Source organism: Mesorhizobium sp. L-8-10, from assembly GCF_016756635.1.
In the GTDB taxonomy this organism is placed as follows: domain Bacteria; phylum Pseudomonadota; class Alphaproteobacteria; order Rhizobiales; family Rhizobiaceae.
In genome coordinates this window covers 7,631,009-7,651,514 of record NZ_AP023263.1, presented here as the reverse complement: position 1 = coordinate 7,651,514, position 20,506 = coordinate 7,631,009, and the positions used below count along the sequence as shown (strand labels likewise).

Here is a 20,506-nt window from a genome sequence, read left to right as displayed (position 1 = left end):
TAGGGAAAGACGAAGAATCGCCGCTGCCGCGGGAGGATGGAAGATCAAATGCTGAGCAGGCATACGGTCCGGGCCTATGACGAGGAGCTGAAGTTCCTGGCGACGCGCATCGGCGCGATGGGCGGCCATGCCGAGCGCATGGTGGACCAGGCGGTCGTCGCGCTCGTCAATTCCGACACCGCGCTTGCCGGGAAGGTGATCGCCGACGACGTCGTGCTCGACGAGGGCCAGCGGGAGATCGACGAAAAGGCGATCCTGATCATCACCAGGCGGCAGCCCGTGGCCGACGACCTGCGCGAGATCATCGGCGCGATCCGCATCTCGGCCGATCTGGAGCGGGTGGGCGACCTCGGCAAGAACATCGCCAAGCGCGTCGTCGCGGTCACCCAGGGGCGCCAGCCGCCGAGCCTCTTCCGCGGCCTCGAGGCCCTGGCGGAACTGGCCCTGACCCAGCTCAAGGAAGTGCTCGACGTCTACGCCTCCCGCACCATCGACCGTATCGGCTTCGTACGCGACCGCGACGATCAGATCGACGCCATGTACACGTCGCTGTTCCGCCAGTTGCTGACCTATATGATGGAAGATCCGCGCAACATCACGGCCTGCACCCATCTGCTCTTCTGCGCCAAGAACATAGAGCGCATCGGCGACCATGCAACCAACATAGCCGAGACCGTCTACCATATCGTCACCGGCGAGCAGATGCCGCCGGAGCGGCCGAAAGAAGACAAGAGCCACAAGGTCACGCTTGGCGCCGACCCGGCTGCGGGGTGAGTTTGCACGGCAATAGCTTCTGCGTTGCTCACAAACACATGTAGGGACGCGGCAGGCTGTCTTCTCCCCGTTTACGGCTAAGGCGTGCACACATCGCGGAATACCCCTCATCCGACCTCGCTTCGCGAGGCCACCTTCTCCCACAAGGGGAGAAGGCAAGGCTTGCAAAAGCGCTCCGGCCAATCGTCGACGTTGGTGATTTGCAGAGCCAGCCAAGCCGGGCACCTGCCTTCTCCCCTTGTGGGAGAAGGTGGCCTCGCGAAGCGAGGTCGGATGAGGGGTACCCCGCGATGTGTGCATGCCCTAGCCGTTTACGGGGAGAAGGTGGCGGCAGCCGGATGAGGGTATTTCGCAGCTTTCCTTATCTTCATGGCGGGGGCCAGCGCGACAGTCAAAATCGGATCCAGGAAGCGGCCGGCCGGCGGTGCCGGCTTGCCCGCATGCCTCATATAGGGTAGGAGGGTATACTATGTCGCACGTCAAATCGAACAGGGATCAGCTCCTCGCGCGCATCCGGCGGATTGCCGGCCAGGTCGCGGCCATTGAGAAGGCGATCGACAGCGACGCCGGCTGCGCCGTCGTCCTGCACCAGGTCGCCGGCGTACGCGGCGCGATCGGCGGCCTGATGGACGAACTTGTCGAGGATCACGTCCGTCAGCATGTGGCACGGCCCGACCTCACGGATGAAGCCCGTGAAGCAGGGGCGGAGGAACTCGTCATGGCGATGCGTCGCTACGTGAAATGAGGAGCAGCCTTTGACCCGCCAGCCGGAAACCGGCGCCCTGAGCCACGAACATGTCTTCCTCGGGGAGAGCCACGACAAGAGCGCCCGGCGTACCCTCTGGGTCGTTCTGCTCACCACGCTCATGATGATCGGCGAGATCGTCGCCGGCAGCGTCTTCAATTCGATGGCGCTGCTTGCCGACGGCTTCCACATGGCGACCCATGCCGGCGCGCTGGCGGTGGCCGCCGGCGCCTACGCCTTCGCGCGGAGGCACGCGCATGACCGGCGCTTCAGTTTCGGAACCGGCAAGGTGGGGGACCTTGCCGGCTTCGCCTCGGCGCTTATCCTGGCGCTCGTCGCGCTCGGTATCGGCGTGGAGTCGGTCGGCCGCCTGTTCGATCCGCGTCCTGTCGCGTTCGGCGAGGCGACGCTGGTCGCCGTGCTCGGTCTCGTGGTCAACGCGCTCAGCGCTCTCCTGCTATCGGGGGGCCATCGTCACGGCCGTCACCATCACGACCATGAGAACCATGCGCATCACGGGCATCGCGACAACAATCTGCGCTCGGCCTTCGCCCATGTTCTGGCCGACGCCCTGACCTCCGTGCTGGCGATCGTCGCCTTGGTCGCGGGCCGCTATCTCGGCTGGATCTGGCTCGATCCCGTCATGGGCATCGTGGGTGCCATCGTCATCGCGTCATGGTCGTGGAGCCTGTTGCGCGACACCGCCGGGGTCCTCCTCGACGCGTCCGATCAGCAACTCGAGGCCGAAATCCGCCAGAGGGTCGAGCGCGAGGGTGACGCGCGGATCACCGACCTGCACGTCTGGCGGGTCGGACCCGGCGCCTGCGCGGCTATTGTCTCCTTCACCGGGCGCGACACTTCCGAGGCCGTGCGGCGGCGGCTGACGGCCGTTCACGATCTCGCCCATGTGACGGTCGAGGCGCGCTAGAGCCTTTCCGTCGCCCGCGCGGAAGCGCCGCCCGGTAGCAAAGCCCCCACCGCATCTTCGAGCCTGATGGGCGCCTTTGGGGACGGGGTGGAGTTTGATGGCCTCGAGCCGGTTGCCGGATATGAGGGACGAAAACGGCAGTTGCGCAGCGGCGGCAACTGGAGAAAATTGGGTGTATCCATGCGGGAAACGGGTGCATGCTGGCGCTGCCGTGTCGTCGGGGCGCCCGACGAGGTAGGGCGAGGCAACGCGTGACGAGATCGGTAACGGTGTCGGGAAGGGCACAAGGCGAGTGGCTTCGGGGGTCCGGCGCCGACGGCCTGTCGGCCGAGACGATCGCCGCGCTCGCCGCGCATCCTCGCTTCGACGAGGCGATCAGGCTGGTCGCGGCCGGCATGGTGCGGCTCCATCGTGGCAATCGGCTGGTCAGCACGCTGGTCAGCGATCGCGGCCGCTTCGTGATCGGCTATCTCTGCGTCTATCTCCATTACTTCGGTGATGACGGGCACGGGCCGGGCCTGACGACGAGCCGCATGCGCGCGCTCTGCGTCGAACAGAAGCTCTGCAGCGGCAATCGGGCGGAGGCCGTGCTGGCCTTGATGCGGCTGGCCGGCTATCTCGCCGCGGCGCCGGCCTCCGCCGACCGGCGCATGCGCCTGCTTGTCCCGACGGACCGGCTGCTTTCCTCGTTGCGGGAGCGCTGGGCCAACCAGTTCGAGGCCATGCGGCGGGTTCTGCCGGAAGGGGATCGGGCGCTCGCGGCGCTTGGTCGGCCTGAATTCACGCCGGCCTTCGTGCGCCATCTCTCGATCCGTTTCTTCGCAGGCTTCCGCCTTCTGGACCAGGCGCCCGATCTCGAACTGTTCATGGAGCGCAATGCCGGCATCGTGGTCTTGCTCCATCTGGCATTAACCGGTGCGCAGAGTGGGCCCTTCCCGCCCGAGGGCCCGATTCCCGTCTCGATTTCGGCAATTGCCGCCCGCTTCGGCGTCTCCCGCTCGCATGTGCGCAAACTGTTGCGGGACGCCGGCGATGCCGGTCTGATCCACCGGCCCGACGCCGACGGCAGCCATATCGGCCTCTCGCCGCGGCTGGTGAAGGCCGTGCGCGTTTTCCTCGCCGCGGCGCTGCTGTTCCTCGCTCACTGCGCCGCCGCCGCAATCGACGAGATCGACGCGGTCTGAGCGCTCGCGGCTGGAAGTACGGCGCCGCCCGGGTCGCGAAATGGACCGCGCGGGCGGCTGTGTTCTCCGCTGAGCGGCCCGGACGGGCCGTCGCGGACGACGGGGCGCCCTCCGTTCCTGGCGGGCCTTATCGGCGGCGGCGCTCGGCGGCCGGCTGATATGCGATGCGCGAGTGGTAACCGCAATATGGCCCGGTGTCGGCGCAGTCGTTGCCGCAGAAGCTGAAGTCTTCCGAAAGCGGATCGCCGTTCGGCCATTTGCAGGTGCGCTCGCTGAGCTGCACCAGCTTGAGCCGTCGCGAGATCGGCACCACCACCTCTTCCTGCGGGCGCAGATATTGCCGCGCCACCGGCGCGGCCTCGAACTGCACCTGCAGCGCGGTCGCGCCGACCGAGACCGTGACCGGCCGGGTCACCGTCGTCGTGCGCGTCACCGATTTCGTGACGGGCGTGGCGGCCGGCGCCTTCTTCTGGCGGGTCGGGGCGGCGGCCGACCGGCCGCGGCTCGACAGCTTCAGCCGGTGCACCTTGCCGATGACCGCGTTGCGGCTCACGCCGCCGAGCTGCGCTGCGATCGTGCTGGCGCTCAGGCCCTCGGCCCACAGTTTTCTCAAGAGTTCGACGCGTTCGTCAGTCCACATGGAACATGCTCCTGAAGCTGCGTACGGTGAATCCGGAATCCACTCGCAACCGACCGCAGCCGGCGCGATACCACATATATTCCAGTGACTAGGGTCGCCGCACGAAATCTAGTTTTTTTCTTGCCTTCTACCTACTCTATCGGTTGACTCCGTGACAAGAGTCGCTTTGGCAGCCTGACTCGGTTTTCGCAGTTTTCCCCAACTTGCCTTGTCAGTCTGTCACAACAGGCTGGCGCGAGGCTGGAGCCGCCGAGCTGGCCGCTTCCTTGCGCCGTCCCGTCCGGCGCGGGAGCGAGCGTTGCCTTTCAGGCCTTCCCGGCGCCGCCGCGCTCGATCGCCGGCGATCTTCGCTGTCCGCGGTCGCAGAAGTCGATCTTGCGGATGGGGAGCCGGCACGGAGCCCGCCAAGGATAACAATCATTTGTGGTCTGTTGCTTTCGACGTCAAGGGATCGGGCCGGCCGTGCTGCGATGCCGATGAAGTCCGGATATGGCCCTGTTGTGGCGGGATCGCATCATCTTGCGTCCTTGAGCCGGCAGCAGTCCGCCCGCCACGATCGCCGCGGCGCCCGGCCGGACGCGGGCACCGGCAGGTCGCCCAACATGAGGTCCGATGCACACCGCGCCCCTTCATCGCGGACGGTCGTTCCGATCTTGCCGCGAGGATTGCAAGGCGCTCTTGCGCAGGTTGCACGCGGTTTCGTGCCTCCTCCCGCAGGCCACCTTTTCGTTGACTTCGGGCCGGAAAAAACGGATATGTCAGCAACGGCCGCCTTTTGGGCGGCCTTTTACTTTCCAGGCTGCCGGAGGGGTCTGGTCGGCACGCCAGCCGCTCGGCTCCCTCATCTTTCCGGAGTGACAGAGAATGAGCGGTTCGGCGCTTTACGAGACTTTTGCTCGCGCACCCCTGGCTTTCGAGCGAGGCGAGGGCGTCTGGCTGGTCACGGAAAGCGGCGAGCGATATCTCGACTTCGCCGGCGGCATCGCCGTCAACTCGCTCGGCCACAGCCATCCGCATCTGGTCGCAGCGCTTGCCGAGCAGGCAGCCAGGCTTTGGCATGTGTCCAATCTCTACGAGATACCCGGCCAGCGCCGCCTCGGCGAGCGCCTCGTCGAGGCGAGCTTCGCCGACAAGGTGTTCTTCACCAATTCGGGTGCCGAGGCGCTGGAATGCGCGATCAAGACGGCGCGCCGCTACCACTTCGTCAACGGCCGTCCGGAGCGCTTCCGTACCATCACGTTCGAAGGCGCCTTCCACGGCCGCACGCTGGCCACCATCGCGGCCGGCGGCCAGGCCAAATATCTGGAAGGCTTCGGCCCGAAGGTGGAAGGTTTCGACCAGGTCGCCTTCGACGACATCGATGCCGCCGAGAAACTGATCGGGCCCGAGACGGCGGCGATCCTGATCGAGCCCGTGCAGGGCGAGGGCGGCGTGCGCCCGGTGCCGGCCGCCTCGCTCAAGCGGCTGCGCGATCTCTGCGACAAGCACGGCCTGTTGTTGATCTTCGACGAGGTGCAGTGCGGCGTCGGCCGCACCGGCAAGCTGTTCGCCTATGAGTGGAGCGGCGTCGCGCCCGACATCATGGCGATCGCCAAGGGCATCGGCGGCGGCTTCCCGATGGGCGCGTGCCTCGCCACCGACGCGGCCGCATCGGGCATGACGGCCGGCGTGCATGGCACGACCTTCGGCGGCAATCCGCTCGCCATGGCGGTCGGCAATGCCGTGCTCGACGTGGTTCTGGCTCCGGGCTTCCTCGACGAGGTATCGCGCAAGGCGCTGCTCATGAAGCAGGGCCTCGCCGCCGTTGCCGACGAGTTCCCCGACGTGTTCGAGGGCATCCGCGGCACCGGCCTGCTGCTCGGCCTGAAATGCCGCGTGCCCAACACCAGGGTCAATATGGCGCTGCGCGACGAGAATCTGCTCGCCGTGCCGGCCGGCGACAACGTCGTTCGGCTCCTGCCTCCGCTGACGATCTCCGACGAGGAGATACGCGACGGCCTCTCGCGCATCAGGGCCGCGGCCGGGCATCTCGCCGAGCTCCCGGCCCCCGCGGCGAGCTGATCGGAGGCGCTGAATGGGCATTCGTCATTTCACCGACCTGTCGACCTTATCGGCGGCGGAACTGCGCGCGATCCTCGACGACGCCGCGGCGCGCAAGAGCCGGCTCAAGGCGGGCGAGCTGAGCCGCCCCTTCGAGGGCAAGGTTCTCGCCATGATCTTCGACAAGCCGTCGACGCGCACACGCGTCTCCTTCGACGTCGCCATGCGCCAGCTCGGCGGCGAGACGATCATGCTCACCGGCACCGAGATGCAGCTCGGCCGCAGCGAGACCATCGCCGACACCGCCAAGGTGCTGTCGCGTTACGTCGACATCATCATGATCCGCACCACCGCCCATGCGCGGCTGCTGGAGCTGACCGAGCACGCCACCGTGCCTGTCATCAACGGGCTCACCGACGATACGCATCCCTGCCAGCTCATGGCCGACGTCATGACCTATGAGGAGCATCGCGGCAGCGTCGCCGGCAAGACCTTCGCCTGGACGGGCGACGGCAACAATGTGCTGCATTCGCTGCTCGAAGCTTCGGCGCGGTTCAGCTTCAAGGTCAATGTCGCGGTGCCCGAAGGCAGCGAGCCCGAGCAGAAATTTGTCGACTGGGCCAGGAACAACGGCGGCGAGATCGCCTTTACCCCCGGCGCCGAAGCGGCGGTCAGGGATGCCGACTGTGTCGTCACCGACACCTGGGTGTCCATGGGCCAGGAGCATCGCGCCCGCGGCCATAACGTGTTCATGCCCTATCAGGTCAATGCCGCGCTGATGCGGCAGGCCAGGTCCGATGCGCTCTTCATGCATTGCCTGCCCGCGCATCGCGGCGAGGAGGTCACCGACGAGGTGATCGACGGCCCGAACTCCGTGGTCTTCGACGAGGCCGAGAACCGGCTGCACGCTCAGAAGGCCGTGCTCGCCTGGTGCCTCGGCGCTTGAACGGCGAGGGGGTGATGCCTATGTCAGGCCCATCACCCCAAAAAGATGGCGTGGCGCAGGTTCTTTCCGGACGCGGACGGCGTTCGAAGATGCCCTCGCGGCGCGCCGGAGAACAACCATGCCGGAAACCGCGATCGTGACTGAACAGCAGCCCAAACTCGGCGAATTCGGATTTGCCGGCGACGACCATGTCGTGCCTTTCGAGGTCGGCCCGCTCGACGTGCGCGGCCGCATCGTCCAGCTCGGACCGATGCTCGACCAGATTCTCGGCCGCCACGACTATCCCGAGCCGGTGGCGCGCCTGCTGGCCGAGGCTTCCGTGCTGACCGTGCTGCTCGGCACGCTGCTGAAATTCGAAGGCAAGTTCATCCTGCAGACGCGCACCGACGGGCCGGTCGACATGCTGGTCGTCGATTTCGCGACGCCGCGGGCGCTGCGCGCCTATGCGCGCTTCGACGCGGACCGTCTGGCGGCGGCCGTGGCGGCAGGCGAGGCCTCGCCGAAGGATCTGCTCGGCAAGGGCGTGCTGGCGCTCACCATCGACCAGGGTGCTCATACGCAACGCTACCAGGGCGTCGTGCCGCTCGACGGCACCTCGCTCGAGGATGTGGCGCGCGTCTATTTCCGCCAGTCCGAGCAGATTCCGACCGATGTCCGCCTGTCGGTGGCCAGGATGCGGCTGCCGGGCGAGGGCGCCGGACACGAACATTGGCGGGCCGGCGGCATCCTGGCGCAGTTCCTGCCCGAAGCGCCGGAACGGCTGCGCCTCGCGGATCTGCCCGGCGGAAACGGTGACGACGATGAGGACGACGATCCCACCGACAATGCCTGGCAGGAACTGCTTGCGTTGTTCGAGACGATCGAGCCGAGCGAACTCATCGATCCCACGGTCGGCGCCGAGCGGCTGCTCTACCGGCTTTTCCACGAGCACGGCGTGCGCGTTTTCACAGGCATCCCGGTCGCCGACGAATGTTCCTGCTCGCGCGAGAAGATCCGCGGCATCCTCGAGAGCTTCACCGCCGAGGAGATCGTCGAGAGCACCGAGAACGGCAACATCCGCGTCAATTGCGAGTTCTGCTCGACCGAATACCTCTTCGATCCCGCGGAGTTCGCCAAGGCGGAGTGATGGTTCCTCTGGAGGCAATCTTTGACCGCTGCGAATTGCCCCTCATCCGGCTGCCGCCACCTTCTCCCCGCATTGCGGGGAGAAGACCGCCTGCCGCGATGACGGCGCTCAATCGGCAACGCTGAAGATTGGCGAAGCCGGCGGCGACATCGATCTTCTCCCGCAAGCGGCTAGTGCATGCACACATCGCGAGGTACCCCTCATCCGAACTCGCCCTTGCGGGCGAGGCCACCTTCTCCCACAAGGGGAGAAGGCAAGGCTTGCAGGAGCGCTCCGGCCAATCGTCGACGTTGGCGATTTGCAGAGCCGGCGAAGCCAGGCTCCGACCTTCTCCCCTTGTGGGAGAAGGTGGCCTCGCGAAGCGAGGTCGGATGAGGGGTATCCCGTGTGCAAGGGCCACAAGGCACGGGCAAGTAGGCGACTCGGTGGCCGTAACCAACGTCTTGGCCCGCAGAGAATATGTGCATCCCCTAGCCGTAAACGGGGAGAAGGTGCCGGTCCACCCTCCGCAGCTGCTGCGGAGGACGGGCAGCCGGATGAGGGGCAATTCGCGGCGTCGCCGATTCTGCCATCCGACTGAAGCACAACGGCTTTCCGCCGGCACTTTCATGGACAGGCGCCTGCCGGCGAACCGATGACCGCGTCAATTCACCGTCCGCGAGAGCCCCGGAATGTCGAGCGAGAAGGCCGGAATCGCGACGTCGAACAGCTCGCCGCGCTCGTTGCGCATGGTGTAGCGGCCGACCATGATGCCCGAAGGGGTCGTGAGCGGACAGCCCGACGTATACTGATAGCTGTCTCCGGGGTTCAGTTCCGGCTGCTCGCCGACGACTCCGGCTCCGCGCACTTCCTCGACCCGACCCTTCGCGTCGGTGATGTGCCAGTAGCGGGTGAGCAACTGGACGAAGTCGTCGGAATGGTTGGCGATGGTGATGCGATAGGCCCAGACATAGCGGTTCTCGGAAGGGTCCGAACGATCGTCGAGATAGAACGGCTCGACCTTCACCTCGATGTTGCGCGTCACCGCCTGATACATCAGTTCTGCGTCTCCGGTCCGTGATTCTGGCCGATCCTGCAGCCGACGCGGAAAATCATACCATATCAGCGGCATTTTGACGTCGATTGCTTCCATAGGCCGGGGTGGACTGCAGCGACAACGGGCTCTCGCAATGTGGCGGTTCGCCTGCGGGGTTGGCGGCACCGGTTCAGTCGATCCGTCGACCAGAGCATCGGACCCGGAATCGAATACCGGTTTCGGGATGAATCCGATGCTACAAGCAATGCCTGGAGTGGCGGACGCACCAATTCCACCGGTGTGCCCGCCGCTCCAGAACTTAATTCAAGGATCGAGCCGCCAGGAAACGGCTCCGATTTCCGGGCCGGTACGACAGCGGAGGAAGCATGCTCGACGGATGGGCGCGGCGAAAACTCGACCCCATGCTGGACGTCGTTGCCGGCCGATTGGCCGATGCCGGCGTCTCGGCCAATGCGATCACCGTCGTCGCCTGCCTCGTCGGTCTCGCCGCGGCGGCGGCGATCGCGTCCGGCCTGTTTGTGTCGGGGCTTCTCCTGCTGCTCCTCAGCCGCCTCGGCGACGGGCTCGACGGCGCCGTGGCGAAGAGGCGCGGCAAGACCGATCTCGGAGGCTATCTCGACATCGTGCTCGACTTCGTCTTCTACGGCGCCGTGCCGCTCGGCTTCGCCCTGGCCGACCCCGCGGCCAACGCGCTCGCCGCGTCCGGCCTCCTCTTTTCCTTCTATGTCAACGGCTCGAGTTTTCTTGCCTATGCGGTGATGGCCGAGAAGCGCAAGATGACGAGCGAGGCCCGGGGGCCGAAGTCGCTGTTTTTCACGACAGGCCTCGCCGAGGCGACGGAGACCATCCTGGTCTTCGCCCTGTGCTGCCTGTTCCCGTCCTGGTTCGCATGGTTTGCCTGGGCCTTTGCGGCATTGACCCTCTACACCGCGCTGTCCCGCATCGTGCTCGCGGTGAAAACTTTCCGCTGACCGGCCGCGTTCTGTTGGCAAGCCGGCGCTCACTGCAGCAGATTTCGTGATGATCTGATATGAGAGGTCGTCGGCGATGCTCGATCACTTCTTAATGACCCCTCTGTAATTCAATTGACATTGGGACTGTGATCCCGGATTTTCTGACGCACATTTTCACTCTGCAGCTGTTGCGCCCGCCCGATCCCCTCGTGGCGGGTTTGCTTTATGCGCTCGCCCACGAGCCCGCTTATTCCGACGAATAGTCCGTTGATAGCGGTGCCAAATCTGACGCCTGCGGCGCTGCAGGTGAAAACAGGCCCGTCCTGTAAAAACCCAGTTGTTTACAGGATCAGCCCGTCACAAGCCCGGTCGCACCGGGCTCTTTTTTTGCCCACGAAGGAGGTCCGCAATGGCAGGTGAAGGAAGCAGGAGAACGCAGTTTCAGCCGGGCCAGTCCGGTAACCCGAAGGGACGGCCGCCCGGTTCACGCTCCAGGAAGCTGGCTGTCCTCGACAATCTCGGCGAGCAGTCGGCCGAGGCAATTCTGGTCGCGACGATCGACGGTGCCAAATGCGGCGACACATCAGCCGCCCGAGCCATCCTCGATCGTGTCTGGCCGGCCCGCAAGGGCGCCCGGGTGGCGTTCGACCTGCCCGAAATGGCCAGGGCCGGCGATCTCGCTGCCGCGATATCGGGCGTGAACAGGCAGGTTGCCGCCGGTGTGTTGTCACTGGAGGAGGGGGCTTTGGTCGTCGGCCTGCTCGACGCCCAGCGCAAGGCGCTCGAAACGGGAGAACTGGTCGCGCGTATCGCGGCGCTCGAGGAAAGGATCGGCTTGAAATGAGTGCCGCCATCACATCGCGTCTCGCCGCGCTCGAGGCGGCGAGACCGCCTGCATCCATGGAACGCCGGGTTGTGACGGTCGTCTCGGGCGAGGGGCAGGAAGCCGCCGTCAGGAAACTGCTCCGCAGCCACGGCCTGGACCCGAAGGCCGGCAACCTGCTCATCATTCGCCGCTGCATCGTGTCGGCGCCGGCAGAGGAGCCTTATCGGGAGCCGCCCTATCTGCTCGGCTTCGGCGAGCAGCCCGACGGGCTTTGATGCGAACGATCGCAGTGATTTCAGTCGAAGACGCTGCCTGCCCGCCGCCCGGCAACGTTCCGGCGGCGAGCACTATTCCTGCTGTTGGAGCGGGGGCGAGGACGTTGGAGCTTCGTCCCTGATGCTGCCCCTATGGTTGCGCCGCGGCGAGCGCGCCGTCGATATCGGCGATGAGGTCGCCGGCATCCTCCAGCCCCACCGAGATGCGCAGCGTGCCCGGCCCGATGCCGAGTTCGGCGCGCGCTTCGTCGGAGAGGTTCTTGTGCGTCGTGGTCGCGGGATGCGTCACCAGGCTCTTGGCGTCGCCGAGATTGTTGGAGATCCGCACGATGTCGAGCGCATTCTGGAAGGCGAAGGCCGATTTCTTGCCGCCCTTCAGCTCGAAGCAGATCAGCGTCGAGCCGCCGCTCATCTGGCGCCGGATCACGTCGGCCTGCGGATGGTCCGCCCTGCCCGGATAGATGACGCGAGCCACGGCAGGGTGGCCGGCGAGATGGTCGGCGATCGTGCCGGCGCTCTCCGTCTGCTGGCGCACGCGCAGCGGCAGCGTCTCCAGCCCTTTCAGCAGGGTCCAGGCGTTGAACGGCGACAGGCTCGGGCCCGTGTGCCGGAAATAGTCGTGCAGGTTCTCGTCGATCCACTTCTTGTCCGACAGGATGACGCCGCCGAGACACCGGCCCTGGCCGTCTATGTGCTTGGTGGCGGAATAGACGACGATATGGGCACCGAGCTCCAGCGGCTTCTGCTGCAGCGGCGTGGCGAAGACGTTGTCGACGATGAGCTTGGCGCCGATCTGGTTGGCGAGCCTGGCCACGGCGGCGATGTCGATCACCTCCAGCGTCGGGTTGGTCGGGCTTTCCAGGAAGAACAGCCTGGTGTTCGGCCGGACCGCCTTTTCCCATTCCTCGGGCCTGGTGCCGTCGACGAGCGTGGTCTCGATGCCGTATCGCGGCATCAAAGTCTCGACCACCCAGCGGCACGAGCCGAAAAGCGCGCGCGCCGCCACCACATGGTCGCCGGCCCTGGCGCTGCACAGAAGCGCGGCAGACACGGCCGCCATGCCTGAAGACATCGCCCTCGCATCTTCGGCGCCTTCGAGCGCGCACATGCGCTTCTCGAACATGTCGACAGTCGGATTGGCGTAGCGGGAATAGATGAAGCCTGGTTCTTCGCCCTTGAAGCGCGCCTCGGCCGCCTCGGAGCTGTCATAGACGAAACCCTGGGTCAGATAGATCGCTTCCGATGTCTCGCCGAAGGCCGAACGGGTCGTTCCTCCATGGACAAGTGCCGTCTGAGGCTTCCAGTTGCGCTTTCCTTGCGATGCCATCGACCTATCTCCAGACACAAAAAAACCGGCCGCGAAAGTCGCAACCGGTCCACACCGCGGCCCTTTAGCGACTTGTTTAACGTGGCTGCAAGCCGACCGGCAAATCACCACGGGATAAGGCTCCTTTAGACCTTGCGCGTTCTTGCGTCAATCGCGCCGGTGATTAAAGGTCCATGACCCCTTGTGCCAGGCATGTTGGCGCGGACGTCATGCGGGGCGGATTGGCCGCTATGGCGATTGAGGTCGCCAGCATCCAGGTGATTGGGTAATTGCCAACGGTCGACCTTGTCGACCGTTGGAGCGCGCGACCGCGCGCCGCGCCCGTTGGCGCGAAAGCCAAGCGGCCCGGAGGGGCCGCGCCGGCGATTGAGGCCGCCTGAATACGCCAGTATTCAGGCCTTGGTATAGGAGTTCGTCTTGCGTCAGTCTGGCATTCTTCCCGATCACGAGATCGCCGCTCTGTTCGAGGCCGGCGCGCTTGCTTCCCGCCGTCCGCTCGATCATGACCAGATCCAGCCCGCCAGTCTCGACCTGCGCCTGGGCGAGAAGGCGTATCGTGCGCGCGCGAGTTTTCTCCCTGGCCCCGGCCACAAGGTCACGGACAAGCTGGACAGGCTGAAGCTTCACGAAATCGACCTGACAGCAGGTGCGGTTCTGGAGACAGGCTGCGTCTATATCGTGCCGCTGCTCGAAACGCTGGCGCTGCCAGCCGATGTCGCGGCGTCCACCAATCCCAAGAGCTCCACCGGCCGGCTCGACATCTTCACCCGCGTGATGACCGATCACGGCCAGGAATTCGACAAGATGCCCGCGGGTTATGCCGGGCCGCTGTTCATCGAGGTCAGCCCGCGCACCTTTCCGATCGTGGTCCGCACCGGCTCACGCCTGTCGCAGGTCAGGTTCCGCAAGGGCAAGGCCCAACTCACCGAAGCCGAACTCGGCGCTCTCCATCAAGACGAAACCCTGGTCGCGTCGGAACAGCCCAACATCTCCGGCGGCGGCATCGCGCTGTCGATCGACCTGACCGGGGGCGCCGATGGTCTGGTTGGCTATCGAGGCAAGCATCACACCGGCCTGATCGACGTCGACAAGCGGGCCGCCCAGGACGTGCTCAACTTCTGGGAGCCGCTCTATGATCGTGGCGCCGGCGAACTGGTGCTCGACCCGGACGAATTCTACATCCTTGTCTCGCGTGAGGCCGTGCACGTGCCGCCGCTCTACGCTGCCGAGATGACGCCTTTCGATCCGCTGGTCGGCGAGTTCCGCGTCCACTATGCCGGCTTCTTCGATCCCGGCTTCGGCCATTCCGCCGCCGGCGGCACCGGCAGCCGGGCCGTGCTCGAGGTGCGCAGCCACGAGGTGCCCTTCATCCTCGAGCACGGCCAGATCGTCGGCCGCCTCGTCTACGAACATATGCTGGCGCGGCCCAAGGCGCTCTACGGCGCCGACCTCGCCTCCAACTACCAGGCCCAGGGCCTGAAGCTGTCGAAGCACTTCCGGTAGTTCCCGCGCATCGGGGCGCCGCGCCCGGCACGCCATCCCGGCCGAGACACCTCACGCATCCCCCGCGCCTTCGTCATCCTCGGGCTCGACCCGAGGATCTATGCCGTGACCTCGCCGCCGTGCTCGACCGCCCGGCAAAGCCGGAGCAGCCCCTCATTCAGGACTATGTGCAGTGACACCGCGAAGGCACATTGCCATCGCGCCGGCGCATCGCCTCAATCTGCATGTCACCCCATGCAATGATCGATCGGCCCGGTCTTGCGGCCGGCCGCTTTCTCCTCCCGGTGGCATTCGCCGCAGAAGGCGTGGAACATCCTGTCGACCCGCATCGGTTCCGAGATCGTGAGCCGCTTGTGGCACGTGATGCAGTTCTCCTTGCCGCTTCCGTCGACGAAATTGTGATGGCAGGTCGTGCAGGCGATGCTGCCGTGGTCGCCATGCGAGAAACCGGCATGATCGACGGGAGATGCGCGCAGGCCGGCGAGGCGGGTTTGCGCAAGCGGCCCGGCTGCGAGCGCCGCCGCGGCGCCGGTCCCCAAACCGAGTGTCACGATCAGCGCGGGCAGATGCCGTTCGGCGGGATTGCCGGCTACGAGCAGCATGGCCACGCCGCACGCCACGAGCGAGACGATTGTGAATGTGCTTCCCGCCACGAGCGCCACATGCGCCCCCGCGGCCGCGCAGGCGACAAGGCCGGCGATGCGGTGGAGACCCAGTGTCGCCGGCGGGCCGACACGCAGCCGCAGGCTTCGCGATCGCCGTACCGCCAGCGTCATCGACAGGGCGATCGCCGCGCCAAGCCCGAGCGCGATCTCGACGGGCATGGCCGCCGAGAGCCATCGCCAGATTTCGGGCTCCTGCGCGACCACCGACAGGATGTGCGCGAAAAGTGCCGCGATCGCCAGTCGGCCCAGCGGCGCGTGCCATGTGGGTCTTCGGGGAGCGGGCGGAATGGCGACGGCCGCAGCAGCCAGCAGCAGCGCGGCGACACCCGGGATGCGGACGAGCCACCAGGCAGCATCGGTCGGCTGCATGACCAGCAAGAGGACGGCCGCCGCAACCGAGGCAAGACCCGCCCGGGAACCGTATCGAACAAACCGCTGCATGTTGCGGAAGCTATCGGGATGAGGCTGCCCGCATCATGCCCGATGCCGGAGTGTCAGTCGACCTCCGCCTTATGACGGCCGATCGATGTGACGTCCGTCGCTCAATCCGGCAGGTTCTCCAGCAGGAAGCGGATCTGGTTGCCGCCCATTGCCTTGCCGATCTCCTCGTCGGTGAAGCCTTGCGCAATCATCGCGTCGGTCACCTGCACCAGCCCGGTCGCGTCGAAGGGCGTCGCGACCGCGCCGTCGAAGTCCGAGCCGAGCGCCAGATGGTCGATGCCGATGACGTCGGCGGTGTGGCGCTGAGCCTTGGCGATGGCCGCGGCATCCGTTCCGCAGATCGCCGTCTCCCAGAAACCGATGCCCACCAGCCCGCCATTCTTCGCGACGGCGCGCAACTGGTCGTCGCTCAGGTTGCGGCGGTTGTCGCATGTGCCCTTCACGCCGGTGTGGGAGACCACGATCGGTCGTGTGGCCAGCGCGAGCACGTCGTCGATCTGCACCGGCGAGGCATGGGCGATGTCGACGATCATCTTCTTTTCTTCCATGCGCCGGATCATGTCGCGGCCCTTCTCGGTCAGCCCGCCCTTTTCCATGCCATGGGCAGACCCGCCCATTTCCGTGTCGAAGAAATGCGCGGCCGACATCATGCGGTAGCCGGCGTCGAACATGACATCAACATTGGCCGGATCGCCTTCGAGCACATGGGCGCCCTCGATGGCGAGCAGGCCGGCGACGATGTTGGGTTCCGCCTTGCGCCGCTCAAGGAAGCGTACGAGGTCGTCCCGGCTCTTGATCAGCACGAATTTGTTGTCGGAGCGCGCCGCCATGTCGTGCAGCCGGGCGGCCTGGTAGAGCGCGCGTTCCTTGAGGCTGAACCAGGTGCGCGGCGGCCAGCGCTGGCCGAGCGCGAGCAGCGTTATGTCGTCGCTATCGTCGTCGTTCTCCTCGATGTTGAGATTGTGAGGCGACTTGGTCACCACCGAGAAGACCTGTAGCGCGACGTTGCCTTCCGAAAGCCTCGGAATGTCGACCTGGCCGCGTGTGCCGCGTTCCGTCAGGTCGCGTCCCCACAGCAGGGGATCGGCATGCAGGTCGGCCACCTCGATCGTGCCGTGCAGGGCCCTGGCCTTGTCGGAGGCGGCATAGGGTGGCGGGTGCAGGACGCCGTTCATCGCCGCTTCGACCTGTGCCGGCAGCACGAAGAAGAAGAAGCCGAGCCCGGCCACCACCAGCAAGGCGAGCGCCCAGGCGAGAATACGGATACCGCGTTTCATAAATCTCCCCGCACCAGCGACGATTCGCCTGGGGATCATCGCCGAAACGCTTGAGCGCGGATAGCGGGAACGTATGGAACCGCCTGTGCCTGCCGCTTTCGGGGGTCGGTGGACAACGTACCCCAAGGCTGTCGTTCGTCGCAGAGGCGACTTATGGTAGCTGAAGAGGATGGAGGGATGAGATGGTCCAGTTGCTGGCGGCCCAGGCTGCTGTGAATGCTCTAGCAAATGCCACGACCAATGCCTTCATCGGCCAGATCGCGGGTCATGCATTCACCGACCATATGTCCAAGCAGGCTGCCTTCGCAGCCGCGACAGGCCAGAACACGACGAAAGGCTATTTCGAGGCGGTAAACAAGCGGACGATTCATAGCGTAGCCGAGTTCAAGGACCTGAGCGACAAGTACAAGGGAAAGGTCCACGCCCAATACAAGGGCAAGAAGCCGAGCCAGCTCGGGAAGCATGTGGTCAACAAGTCGTTCACGAAAACCGACTCGATGACGACGAACGACATGGCGAAGCTGATCATCACATGTATCGGCAACGCGAATGCGGAATACCGGGACGGCGGTGTCGCCGGCCGCTTCCTGCACTTTACCGATGTGCAGACGGTGCTGTTTCCGGATTTCGTCGCGCGGTCGATCGACCGGCATGGCACCAAGTCCGGCGGCGGCGGCATCGGCACTGCGGGCCTGCAATGGGCGGTATTGGTGATCACCGCGCAGGGCGCGAACTCGGTGGTCGTCAGCGCCTATCCGTCGGACGACAACTACCGGCTCGGGCGCGCGCTGCTGGTCTGAACGATCCGTGGCTGAAATGACGTATCAGCAACTGCTGGAGCGGGTAGCGGGAATCGAACCCGCGCGTTCAGCTTGGGAAGCTGACAAGCTACCATTACATCATACCCGCGCGGGCATCTGCCTAGCATGAGGCCAGGATATCGGCAATGCAAAAAGCTGGAGCCGGAACCGCGCCTTGATGCCGGCATGGCGAACGCGTATCTCGGGGCGCGGGAACAGGATGCGGAGATTTGGCATGTCGGCATTGACGCGGTTTCTCGGCGACACGCCGGGCAGGGTGCTGCTGAAGCTGGTTGTCGTCTCCTTCATTGTCGGCCTCGTCATGAGCGCCTTCGGCTGGTCGCCGATGGACGTGGTCTACGGCATCCGCGATTTCTTCCTGCGCATCTGGAACATGGGTTTCGCGGCGCTGGATACGTTCATCGGCTACTTCCTGCTCGGCGCGGCCGTGGTCGTGCCGGCCTTCCTGATCCTGCGGCTGATGAGCTATCGGCGCTGACCCGTCACACAAAGTCCGCCGCCACCTCGAACATGGTGGCGTGGCGCTCCGCCACGGCCGCGGCGTCGTTCGAATAGCCGCCGCCCAGCACGCCGCAGACCGGGATGCCGCGCTCGCGGAAATGCGCGATGACCATATGGTCGCGGGCGCGCAGGCCGGTATCCGTCAGCGCCATCCGGCCGAGCCGGTCGGCGTGATGCGGGTCGACGCCGGCATTGTAGAAGACGAGATCCGGCCTCGATCGCCGTTCCAGCGCCGGCAGCGCGTCGCGCAGTGTCGCGAGATAGGCTTCGTCGCCGGTTCCGTCTGATAGGCCGATGTCGAGGTCGGACGCGATCTTGCGGGCGGGGTAGTTGCGTTCGCCATGCATGGAGAAGGTGAGGACACGTGGTTCGCCGGCGAAGATGTCGGCTGTGCCGTCGCCTTGATGGACGTCGAGGTCGACGACGAGGATGTTTTCGGCCGCGCCCTCTGCCAGCAGAAGCGACGCCGCCACGCCGACATCGTTGAAGGTACAGAAGCCTGCGCCCTGGCTGCGTCGCGCGTGATGGCTGCCGCCGGCCGTGTTGCAGGCGATGCCGTGCTCCAGTGCCAGCCGGGCGGCGAGCACGGTGCCGGCGGAGGCCAGTTGGGCGCGCAGCGACACCCGATCGCCCACGGGAAATCCGATCTCGCGCTCGATGGGTGAGGGCACTGCGCAGGCGAGGACCTGGTCCACATAGAGGCACTCATGCGCCAGCCCCAGCCAGGAATGCGGTGCAGGCGCTGGCACATGAAGCGCGCCGTCTTCGGCGAGGCCGCGCAAGCGCAGGGCATCCATCAACAGCCGATACTTGCCCATCGGAAATCGATGCCCGGCAGGGAACTTCGCGTCATAGTCGGGATGGTGGACGATCGGCAGCTTCATTGCCGCCAATCTATCTCACCTGCCGCGCGCCACAATCGGCTTCGGGAGGTCCGCACCTGATATCTTCGGGTTTGAAGTTCGGCGCCGGCGATGCCATCAATGCGCCTCCATGCCTGCAACCCTCGCGGAGCACCCCTTGGCGCATTCTTCCTCAGACACGGCGCTCCGCAATTTCGCGGTGACCAACCGCATGGTGCTGGCGATCGCCGTGCCGATGACGCTCGCCTATCTCACCACGCCGCTGATCGGTGTCGTCGGCACCGCCGTCGTCGGCCAGTTCGGCGATGCCGCGCTGATCGGCGGCCTGGCGGCCGGCGCCATCGTCTTCGACGTGGTCTTCGCAACCTTCAACTTCCTGCGCTCCGGCACGACGGGGCTGGTCGCCCAGTCCTTCGGGCGGGGCGACCGGATCGAGGAGCAGGCCGTCTTCTGGCGCGCACTGGCCGTAGCCGCATTCTCGGGCCTGCTGCTCCTGCTGCTGGCGCCGGCCTTCGTCTCGGCTGGAACGGCCTTCCTGGGCGCGGAAGCGGACGTCAATTCGGCTCTCGAGACCTATGTCTTGATCCGCTTCATCGGCGCGCCCTTCGCCCTGGCGAACTATGTCGTGCTCGGCTACGTGCTCGGCCGCGGCGAAGCGGCGTTCGGTCTGTTCCTGCAGGTCGTGCTCAACGGCACCAATATCATCCTGTCGCTCTATCTCGGCCTTCATCTGGGGTGGCGGATCGAAGGGGTGGCCTGGGCCGCGGTGGCGGGAGAACTCGCCGCGCTCGTCTTCGGCATGGCGCTCCTGGCCGTGCGCTTCCGGAAGGCCGGTTTCCCGCCGCTCGGACGCATCGCGCATCTCGGGGCGTTCGGGCAGATGATGTCGCTCAACCGCGACATCATGATCCGCTCCTTCGTCCTGCTTGGAGCCTTTGCGCTGTTCGCGCGGCAGGGCGCGCAATTCGGCACGCTCACGCTCGCTGCCAACGCGGTGCTGATGAACTTCTTCCTGGTCGCAGGATATTTCCTCGATGGTTTTGCCACGGCGGCCGAGCAACTTGCCGGCCGCGCCATCGGCGCCCGCGACCGCACGGCCTTTTCAGCCGCCGTCAGGCTGTCGGCGGTCTGGGGGTTCGGGCTCGCCCTGGCGACGACTGCGACCATGCTCCTGTTCGGCAAGGAACTCGTCGCGCTGGTCACCACCGCGCCCGATGTGCGCGCCGCCGCCGGCATCTATCTGCCCTGGGCCGCCTTCACAGCGGTGAGCGGCGTGCTCGCCTTCGAGATGGACGGCGTCTTCATCGGCGCCACCTGGTCGCGGGATATGCGCAACATGATGCTTTTGTCCTTCGCCGTCTTCCTGGCGGCGCTGCTGACGCTGGGCGCTGCCTTCGGCAATCACGGCCTGTGGGGCGCTCTCCACCTGTTCCTGCTGGTGCGCGGCGCGAGCCTGCTCGCCGTGCTGCCGCGCCGCGCCCGGTCGACGTTTTGAGGAGGTGCGTTTCCATCGGCCGATATGATCGACCGATGGAGCGCGCGGCTGCGTGGCCTACGCCCGTCAGAGCGCCGCGCGTCCATTTTGGACGCGCTAAGGACGCCCTGCCACTATTGAGTGCCGCATCGTGCTTTCCG

20 protein-coding genes, 1 tRNA gene and 1 riboswitch are annotated in these 20,506 nt (G+C 65.8%); of the genes, 14 read left to right on the top strand and 7 right to left on the bottom strand.

Annotation, left to right across the window (positions count from 1 at the left end):
* Positions 1-48: 48 nt before the first annotated feature.
* The 4 genes from phoU (at position 49) to JN280_RS35605 (ending at position 3,631) form a co-directional block, all read left to right on the top strand.
* Entirely contained in the window at positions 49-774 is a 726-nt protein-coding gene (phoU, locus tag JN280_RS35620) for a phosphate signaling complex protein PhoU (protein ID WP_202308884.1), read from the top strand.
* A gap of 469 nt (positions 775-1,243) precedes the next feature.
* A complete protein-coding gene (locus JN280_RS35615) occupies positions 1,244-1,519 on the top strand; it encodes a metal/formaldehyde-sensitive transcriptional repressor (RefSeq protein WP_202308883.1) in 276 nt (91 codons plus the stop codon).
* Between the two features lie 10 nt (positions 1,520-1,529).
* Complete coding sequence (gene dmeF / locus JN280_RS35610) at positions 1,530-2,447, top strand: CDF family Co(II)/Ni(II) efflux transporter DmeF (RefSeq protein ID WP_202308882.1); 918 nt, start codon at positions 1,530-1,532, stop codon at positions 2,445-2,447.
* Positions 2,448-2,698: 251 nt separating this feature from the next.
* Positions 2,699-3,631 (top strand): hypothetical protein, encoded by a 933-nt coding sequence (locus tag JN280_RS35605; protein WP_202308881.1) that lies wholly within the window; start codon positions 2,699-2,701, stop codon positions 3,629-3,631.
* Between the two features lie 127 nt (positions 3,632-3,758).
* Here the strand turns inward: JN280_RS35605 and JN280_RS35600 are convergent, their stop codons facing one another.
* A complete protein-coding gene (locus JN280_RS35600) occupies positions 3,759-4,271 on the bottom strand; it encodes a GcrA family cell cycle regulator (RefSeq protein ID WP_202308880.1) in 513 nt (170 codons plus the stop codon).
* 864 nt (positions 4,272-5,135) lie between these two features.
* Here JN280_RS35600 and JN280_RS35595 point away from each other — a divergent pair.
* The 3 genes from JN280_RS35595 to JN280_RS35585 all read left to right on the top strand — a co-directional run bounded on the left by JN280_RS35595 (position 5,136) and on the right by JN280_RS35585 (position 8,383).
* Complete coding sequence (locus JN280_RS35595; protein WP_202308879.1) at positions 5,136-6,332, top strand: aspartate aminotransferase family protein; 1,197 nt, start codon at positions 5,136-5,138, stop codon at positions 6,330-6,332.
* A 13-nt stretch (positions 6,333-6,345) separates the two neighbouring features.
* Positions 6,346-7,257, top strand: coding sequence for an ornithine carbamoyltransferase (gene argF, locus JN280_RS35590; RefSeq protein WP_202308878.1), 912 nt, complete (start codon positions 6,346-6,348; stop codon positions 7,255-7,257).
* Positions 7,258-7,375: 118 nt separating this feature from the next.
* Positions 7,376-8,383 (top strand): Hsp33 family molecular chaperone, encoded by a 1,008-nt coding sequence (locus tag JN280_RS35585; RefSeq protein ID WP_202308877.1) that lies wholly within the window; start codon positions 7,376-7,378, stop codon positions 8,381-8,383.
* Between the two features lie 643 nt (positions 8,384-9,026).
* On the opposite strand, the gene apaG is transcribed toward JN280_RS35585, so the two are convergent.
* On the bottom strand, positions 9,027-9,419 hold the full coding sequence (gene apaG / locus JN280_RS35580) for a Co2+/Mg2+ efflux protein ApaG (RefSeq protein ID WP_202308876.1): 393 nt from the start codon (positions 9,417-9,419) through the stop codon (positions 9,027-9,029).
* 365 nt (positions 9,420-9,784) lie between these two features.
* On the opposite strand from apaG, the gene JN280_RS35575 reads away from it, so the two are divergent.
* The 3 genes from JN280_RS35575 (at position 9,785) to JN280_RS35565 (ending at position 11,473) form a co-directional block, all read left to right on the top strand.
* On the top strand, positions 9,785-10,390 hold the full coding sequence (locus JN280_RS35575; RefSeq protein WP_202308875.1) for a CDP-alcohol phosphatidyltransferase family protein: 606 nt from the start codon (positions 9,785-9,787) through the stop codon (positions 10,388-10,390).
* 391 nt (positions 10,391-10,781) lie between these two features.
* Positions 10,782-11,216, top strand: a complete 435-nt coding sequence (locus tag JN280_RS35570) for a DUF5681 domain-containing protein (protein WP_202308874.1) — start codon at positions 10,782-10,784, stop codon at positions 11,214-11,216.
* Positions 11,213-11,473 (top strand): hypothetical protein, encoded by a 261-nt coding sequence (locus JN280_RS35565; RefSeq protein ID WP_202308873.1) that lies wholly within the window; start codon positions 11,213-11,215, stop codon positions 11,471-11,473. Before JN280_RS35570 ends, JN280_RS35565 begins: the two co-directional genes overlap by 4 nt.
* Positions 11,474-11,603: 130 nt before the next feature.
* Here JN280_RS35565 and JN280_RS35560 read toward each other — a convergent pair whose 3' ends face one another.
* Positions 11,604-12,800: an O-succinylhomoserine sulfhydrylase gene (locus tag JN280_RS35560; protein ID WP_202308872.1), complete on the bottom strand. Its 1,197-nt coding sequence runs from the start codon at positions 12,798-12,800 to the stop codon at positions 11,604-11,606.
* A 44-nt stretch (positions 12,801-12,844) separates the two neighbouring features.
* Positions 12,845-12,921, bottom strand: a riboswitch (SAM riboswitch).
* A gap of 296 nt (positions 12,922-13,217) precedes the next feature.
* On the opposite strand from JN280_RS35560, the gene JN280_RS35555 reads away from it, so the two are divergent.
* Positions 13,218-14,303 (top strand): 2'-deoxycytidine 5'-triphosphate deaminase, encoded by a 1,086-nt coding sequence (locus JN280_RS35555; protein WP_202308871.1) that lies wholly within the window; start codon positions 13,218-13,220, stop codon positions 14,301-14,303.
* A 227-nt stretch (positions 14,304-14,530) separates the two neighbouring features.
* Here the strand turns inward: JN280_RS35555 and JN280_RS35550 are convergent, their stop codons facing one another.
* On the bottom strand, positions 14,531-15,409 hold the full coding sequence (locus tag JN280_RS35550; RefSeq protein ID WP_202308870.1) for a cytochrome c3 family protein: 879 nt from the start codon (positions 15,407-15,409) through the stop codon (positions 14,531-14,533).
* A gap of 101 nt (positions 15,410-15,510) precedes the next feature.
* Positions 15,511-16,686 carry a dipeptidase gene (locus JN280_RS35545; RefSeq protein ID WP_202308869.1) on the bottom strand — a complete coding sequence of 392 codons (1,176 nt, stop codon included), beginning with the start codon at positions 16,684-16,686 and terminating at the stop codon, positions 15,511-15,513.
* Positions 16,687-16,877: 191 nt separating this feature from the next.
* On the opposite strand from JN280_RS35545, the gene JN280_RS35540 reads away from it, so the two are divergent.
* Positions 16,878-17,486, top strand: a complete 609-nt coding sequence (locus tag JN280_RS35540; protein WP_202308868.1) for a hypothetical protein — start codon at positions 16,878-16,880, stop codon at positions 17,484-17,486.
* A gap of 35 nt (positions 17,487-17,521) precedes the next feature.
* Here JN280_RS35540 and JN280_RS35535 read toward each other — a convergent pair.
* Positions 17,522-17,595 (bottom strand) — tRNA-Gly (locus JN280_RS35535).
* Between the two features lie 126 nt (positions 17,596-17,721).
* Between JN280_RS35535 and JN280_RS35530 the strand changes: the two genes are divergently transcribed.
* Positions 17,722-17,985 carry a DUF6460 domain-containing protein gene (locus JN280_RS35530; RefSeq protein ID WP_202308867.1) on the top strand — a complete coding sequence of 88 codons (264 nt, stop codon included), beginning with the start codon at positions 17,722-17,724 and terminating at the stop codon, positions 17,983-17,985.
* 4 nt (positions 17,986-17,989) lie between these two features.
* Here the strand turns inward: JN280_RS35530 and JN280_RS35525 are convergent, their stop codons facing one another.
* A complete protein-coding gene (locus tag JN280_RS35525; protein WP_202308866.1) occupies positions 17,990-18,892 on the bottom strand; it encodes a histone deacetylase family protein in 903 nt (300 codons plus the stop codon).
* Between the two features lie 136 nt (positions 18,893-19,028).
* On the opposite strand from JN280_RS35525, the gene JN280_RS35520 reads away from it, so the two are divergent.
* Positions 19,029-20,366 carry an MATE family efflux transporter gene (locus JN280_RS35520; RefSeq protein ID WP_446720801.1) on the top strand — a complete coding sequence of 446 codons (1,338 nt, stop codon included), beginning with the start codon at positions 19,029-19,031 and terminating at the stop codon, positions 20,364-20,366.
* The last annotated feature ends 140 nt before the right edge of the window (positions 20,367-20,506 follow it).

Coding starts and splice junctions, on each gene's coding strand:
- phoU (WP_202308884.1), top strand. CDS start 49: ATGCTGAGCAGGCATACGGTCCGGGCCTATGACGAGGAGCTGAAGTTC.
- JN280_RS35615 (WP_202308883.1), top strand. CDS start 1,244: ATGTCGCACGTCAAATCGAACAGGGATCAGCTCCTCGCGCGCATCCGG.
- JN280_RS35600 (WP_202308880.1), bottom strand. CDS start 4,271: ATGTGGACTGACGAACGCGTCGAACTCTTGAGAAAACTGTGGGCCGAG.
- JN280_RS35595 (WP_202308879.1), top strand. CDS start 5,136: ATGAGCGGTTCGGCGCTTTACGAGACTTTTGCTCGCGCACCCCTGGCT.
- argF (WP_202308878.1), top strand. CDS start 6,346: ATGGGCATTCGTCATTTCACCGACCTGTCGACCTTATCGGCGGCGGAA.
- JN280_RS35585 (WP_202308877.1), top strand. CDS start 7,376: ATGCCGGAAACCGCGATCGTGACTGAACAGCAGCCCAAACTCGGCGAA.
- apaG (WP_202308876.1), bottom strand. CDS start 9,419: ATGTATCAGGCGGTGACGCGCAACATCGAGGTGAAGGTCGAGCCGTTC.
- JN280_RS35575 (WP_202308875.1), top strand. CDS start 9,785: ATGCTCGACGGATGGGCGCGGCGAAAACTCGACCCCATGCTGGACGTC.
- JN280_RS35570 (WP_202308874.1), top strand. CDS start 10,782: ATGGCAGGTGAAGGAAGCAGGAGAACGCAGTTTCAGCCGGGCCAGTCC.
- JN280_RS35565 (WP_202308873.1), top strand. CDS start 11,213: ATGAGTGCCGCCATCACATCGCGTCTCGCCGCGCTCGAGGCGGCGAGA.
- JN280_RS35560 (WP_202308872.1), bottom strand. CDS start 12,800: ATGGCATCGCAAGGAAAGCGCAACTGGAAGCCTCAGACGGCACTTGTC.
- JN280_RS35550 (WP_202308870.1), bottom strand. CDS start 15,409: ATGCAGCGGTTTGTTCGATACGGTTCCCGGGCGGGTCTTGCCTCGGTT.
- JN280_RS35545 (WP_202308869.1), bottom strand. CDS start 16,686: ATGAAACGCGGTATCCGTATTCTCGCCTGGGCGCTCGCCTTGCTGGTG.
- JN280_RS35530 (WP_202308867.1), top strand. CDS start 17,722: ATGTCGGCATTGACGCGGTTTCTCGGCGACACGCCGGGCAGGGTGCTG.
- JN280_RS35525 (WP_202308866.1), bottom strand. CDS start 18,892: ATGAAGCTGCCGATCGTCCACCATCCCGACTATGACGCGAAGTTCCCT.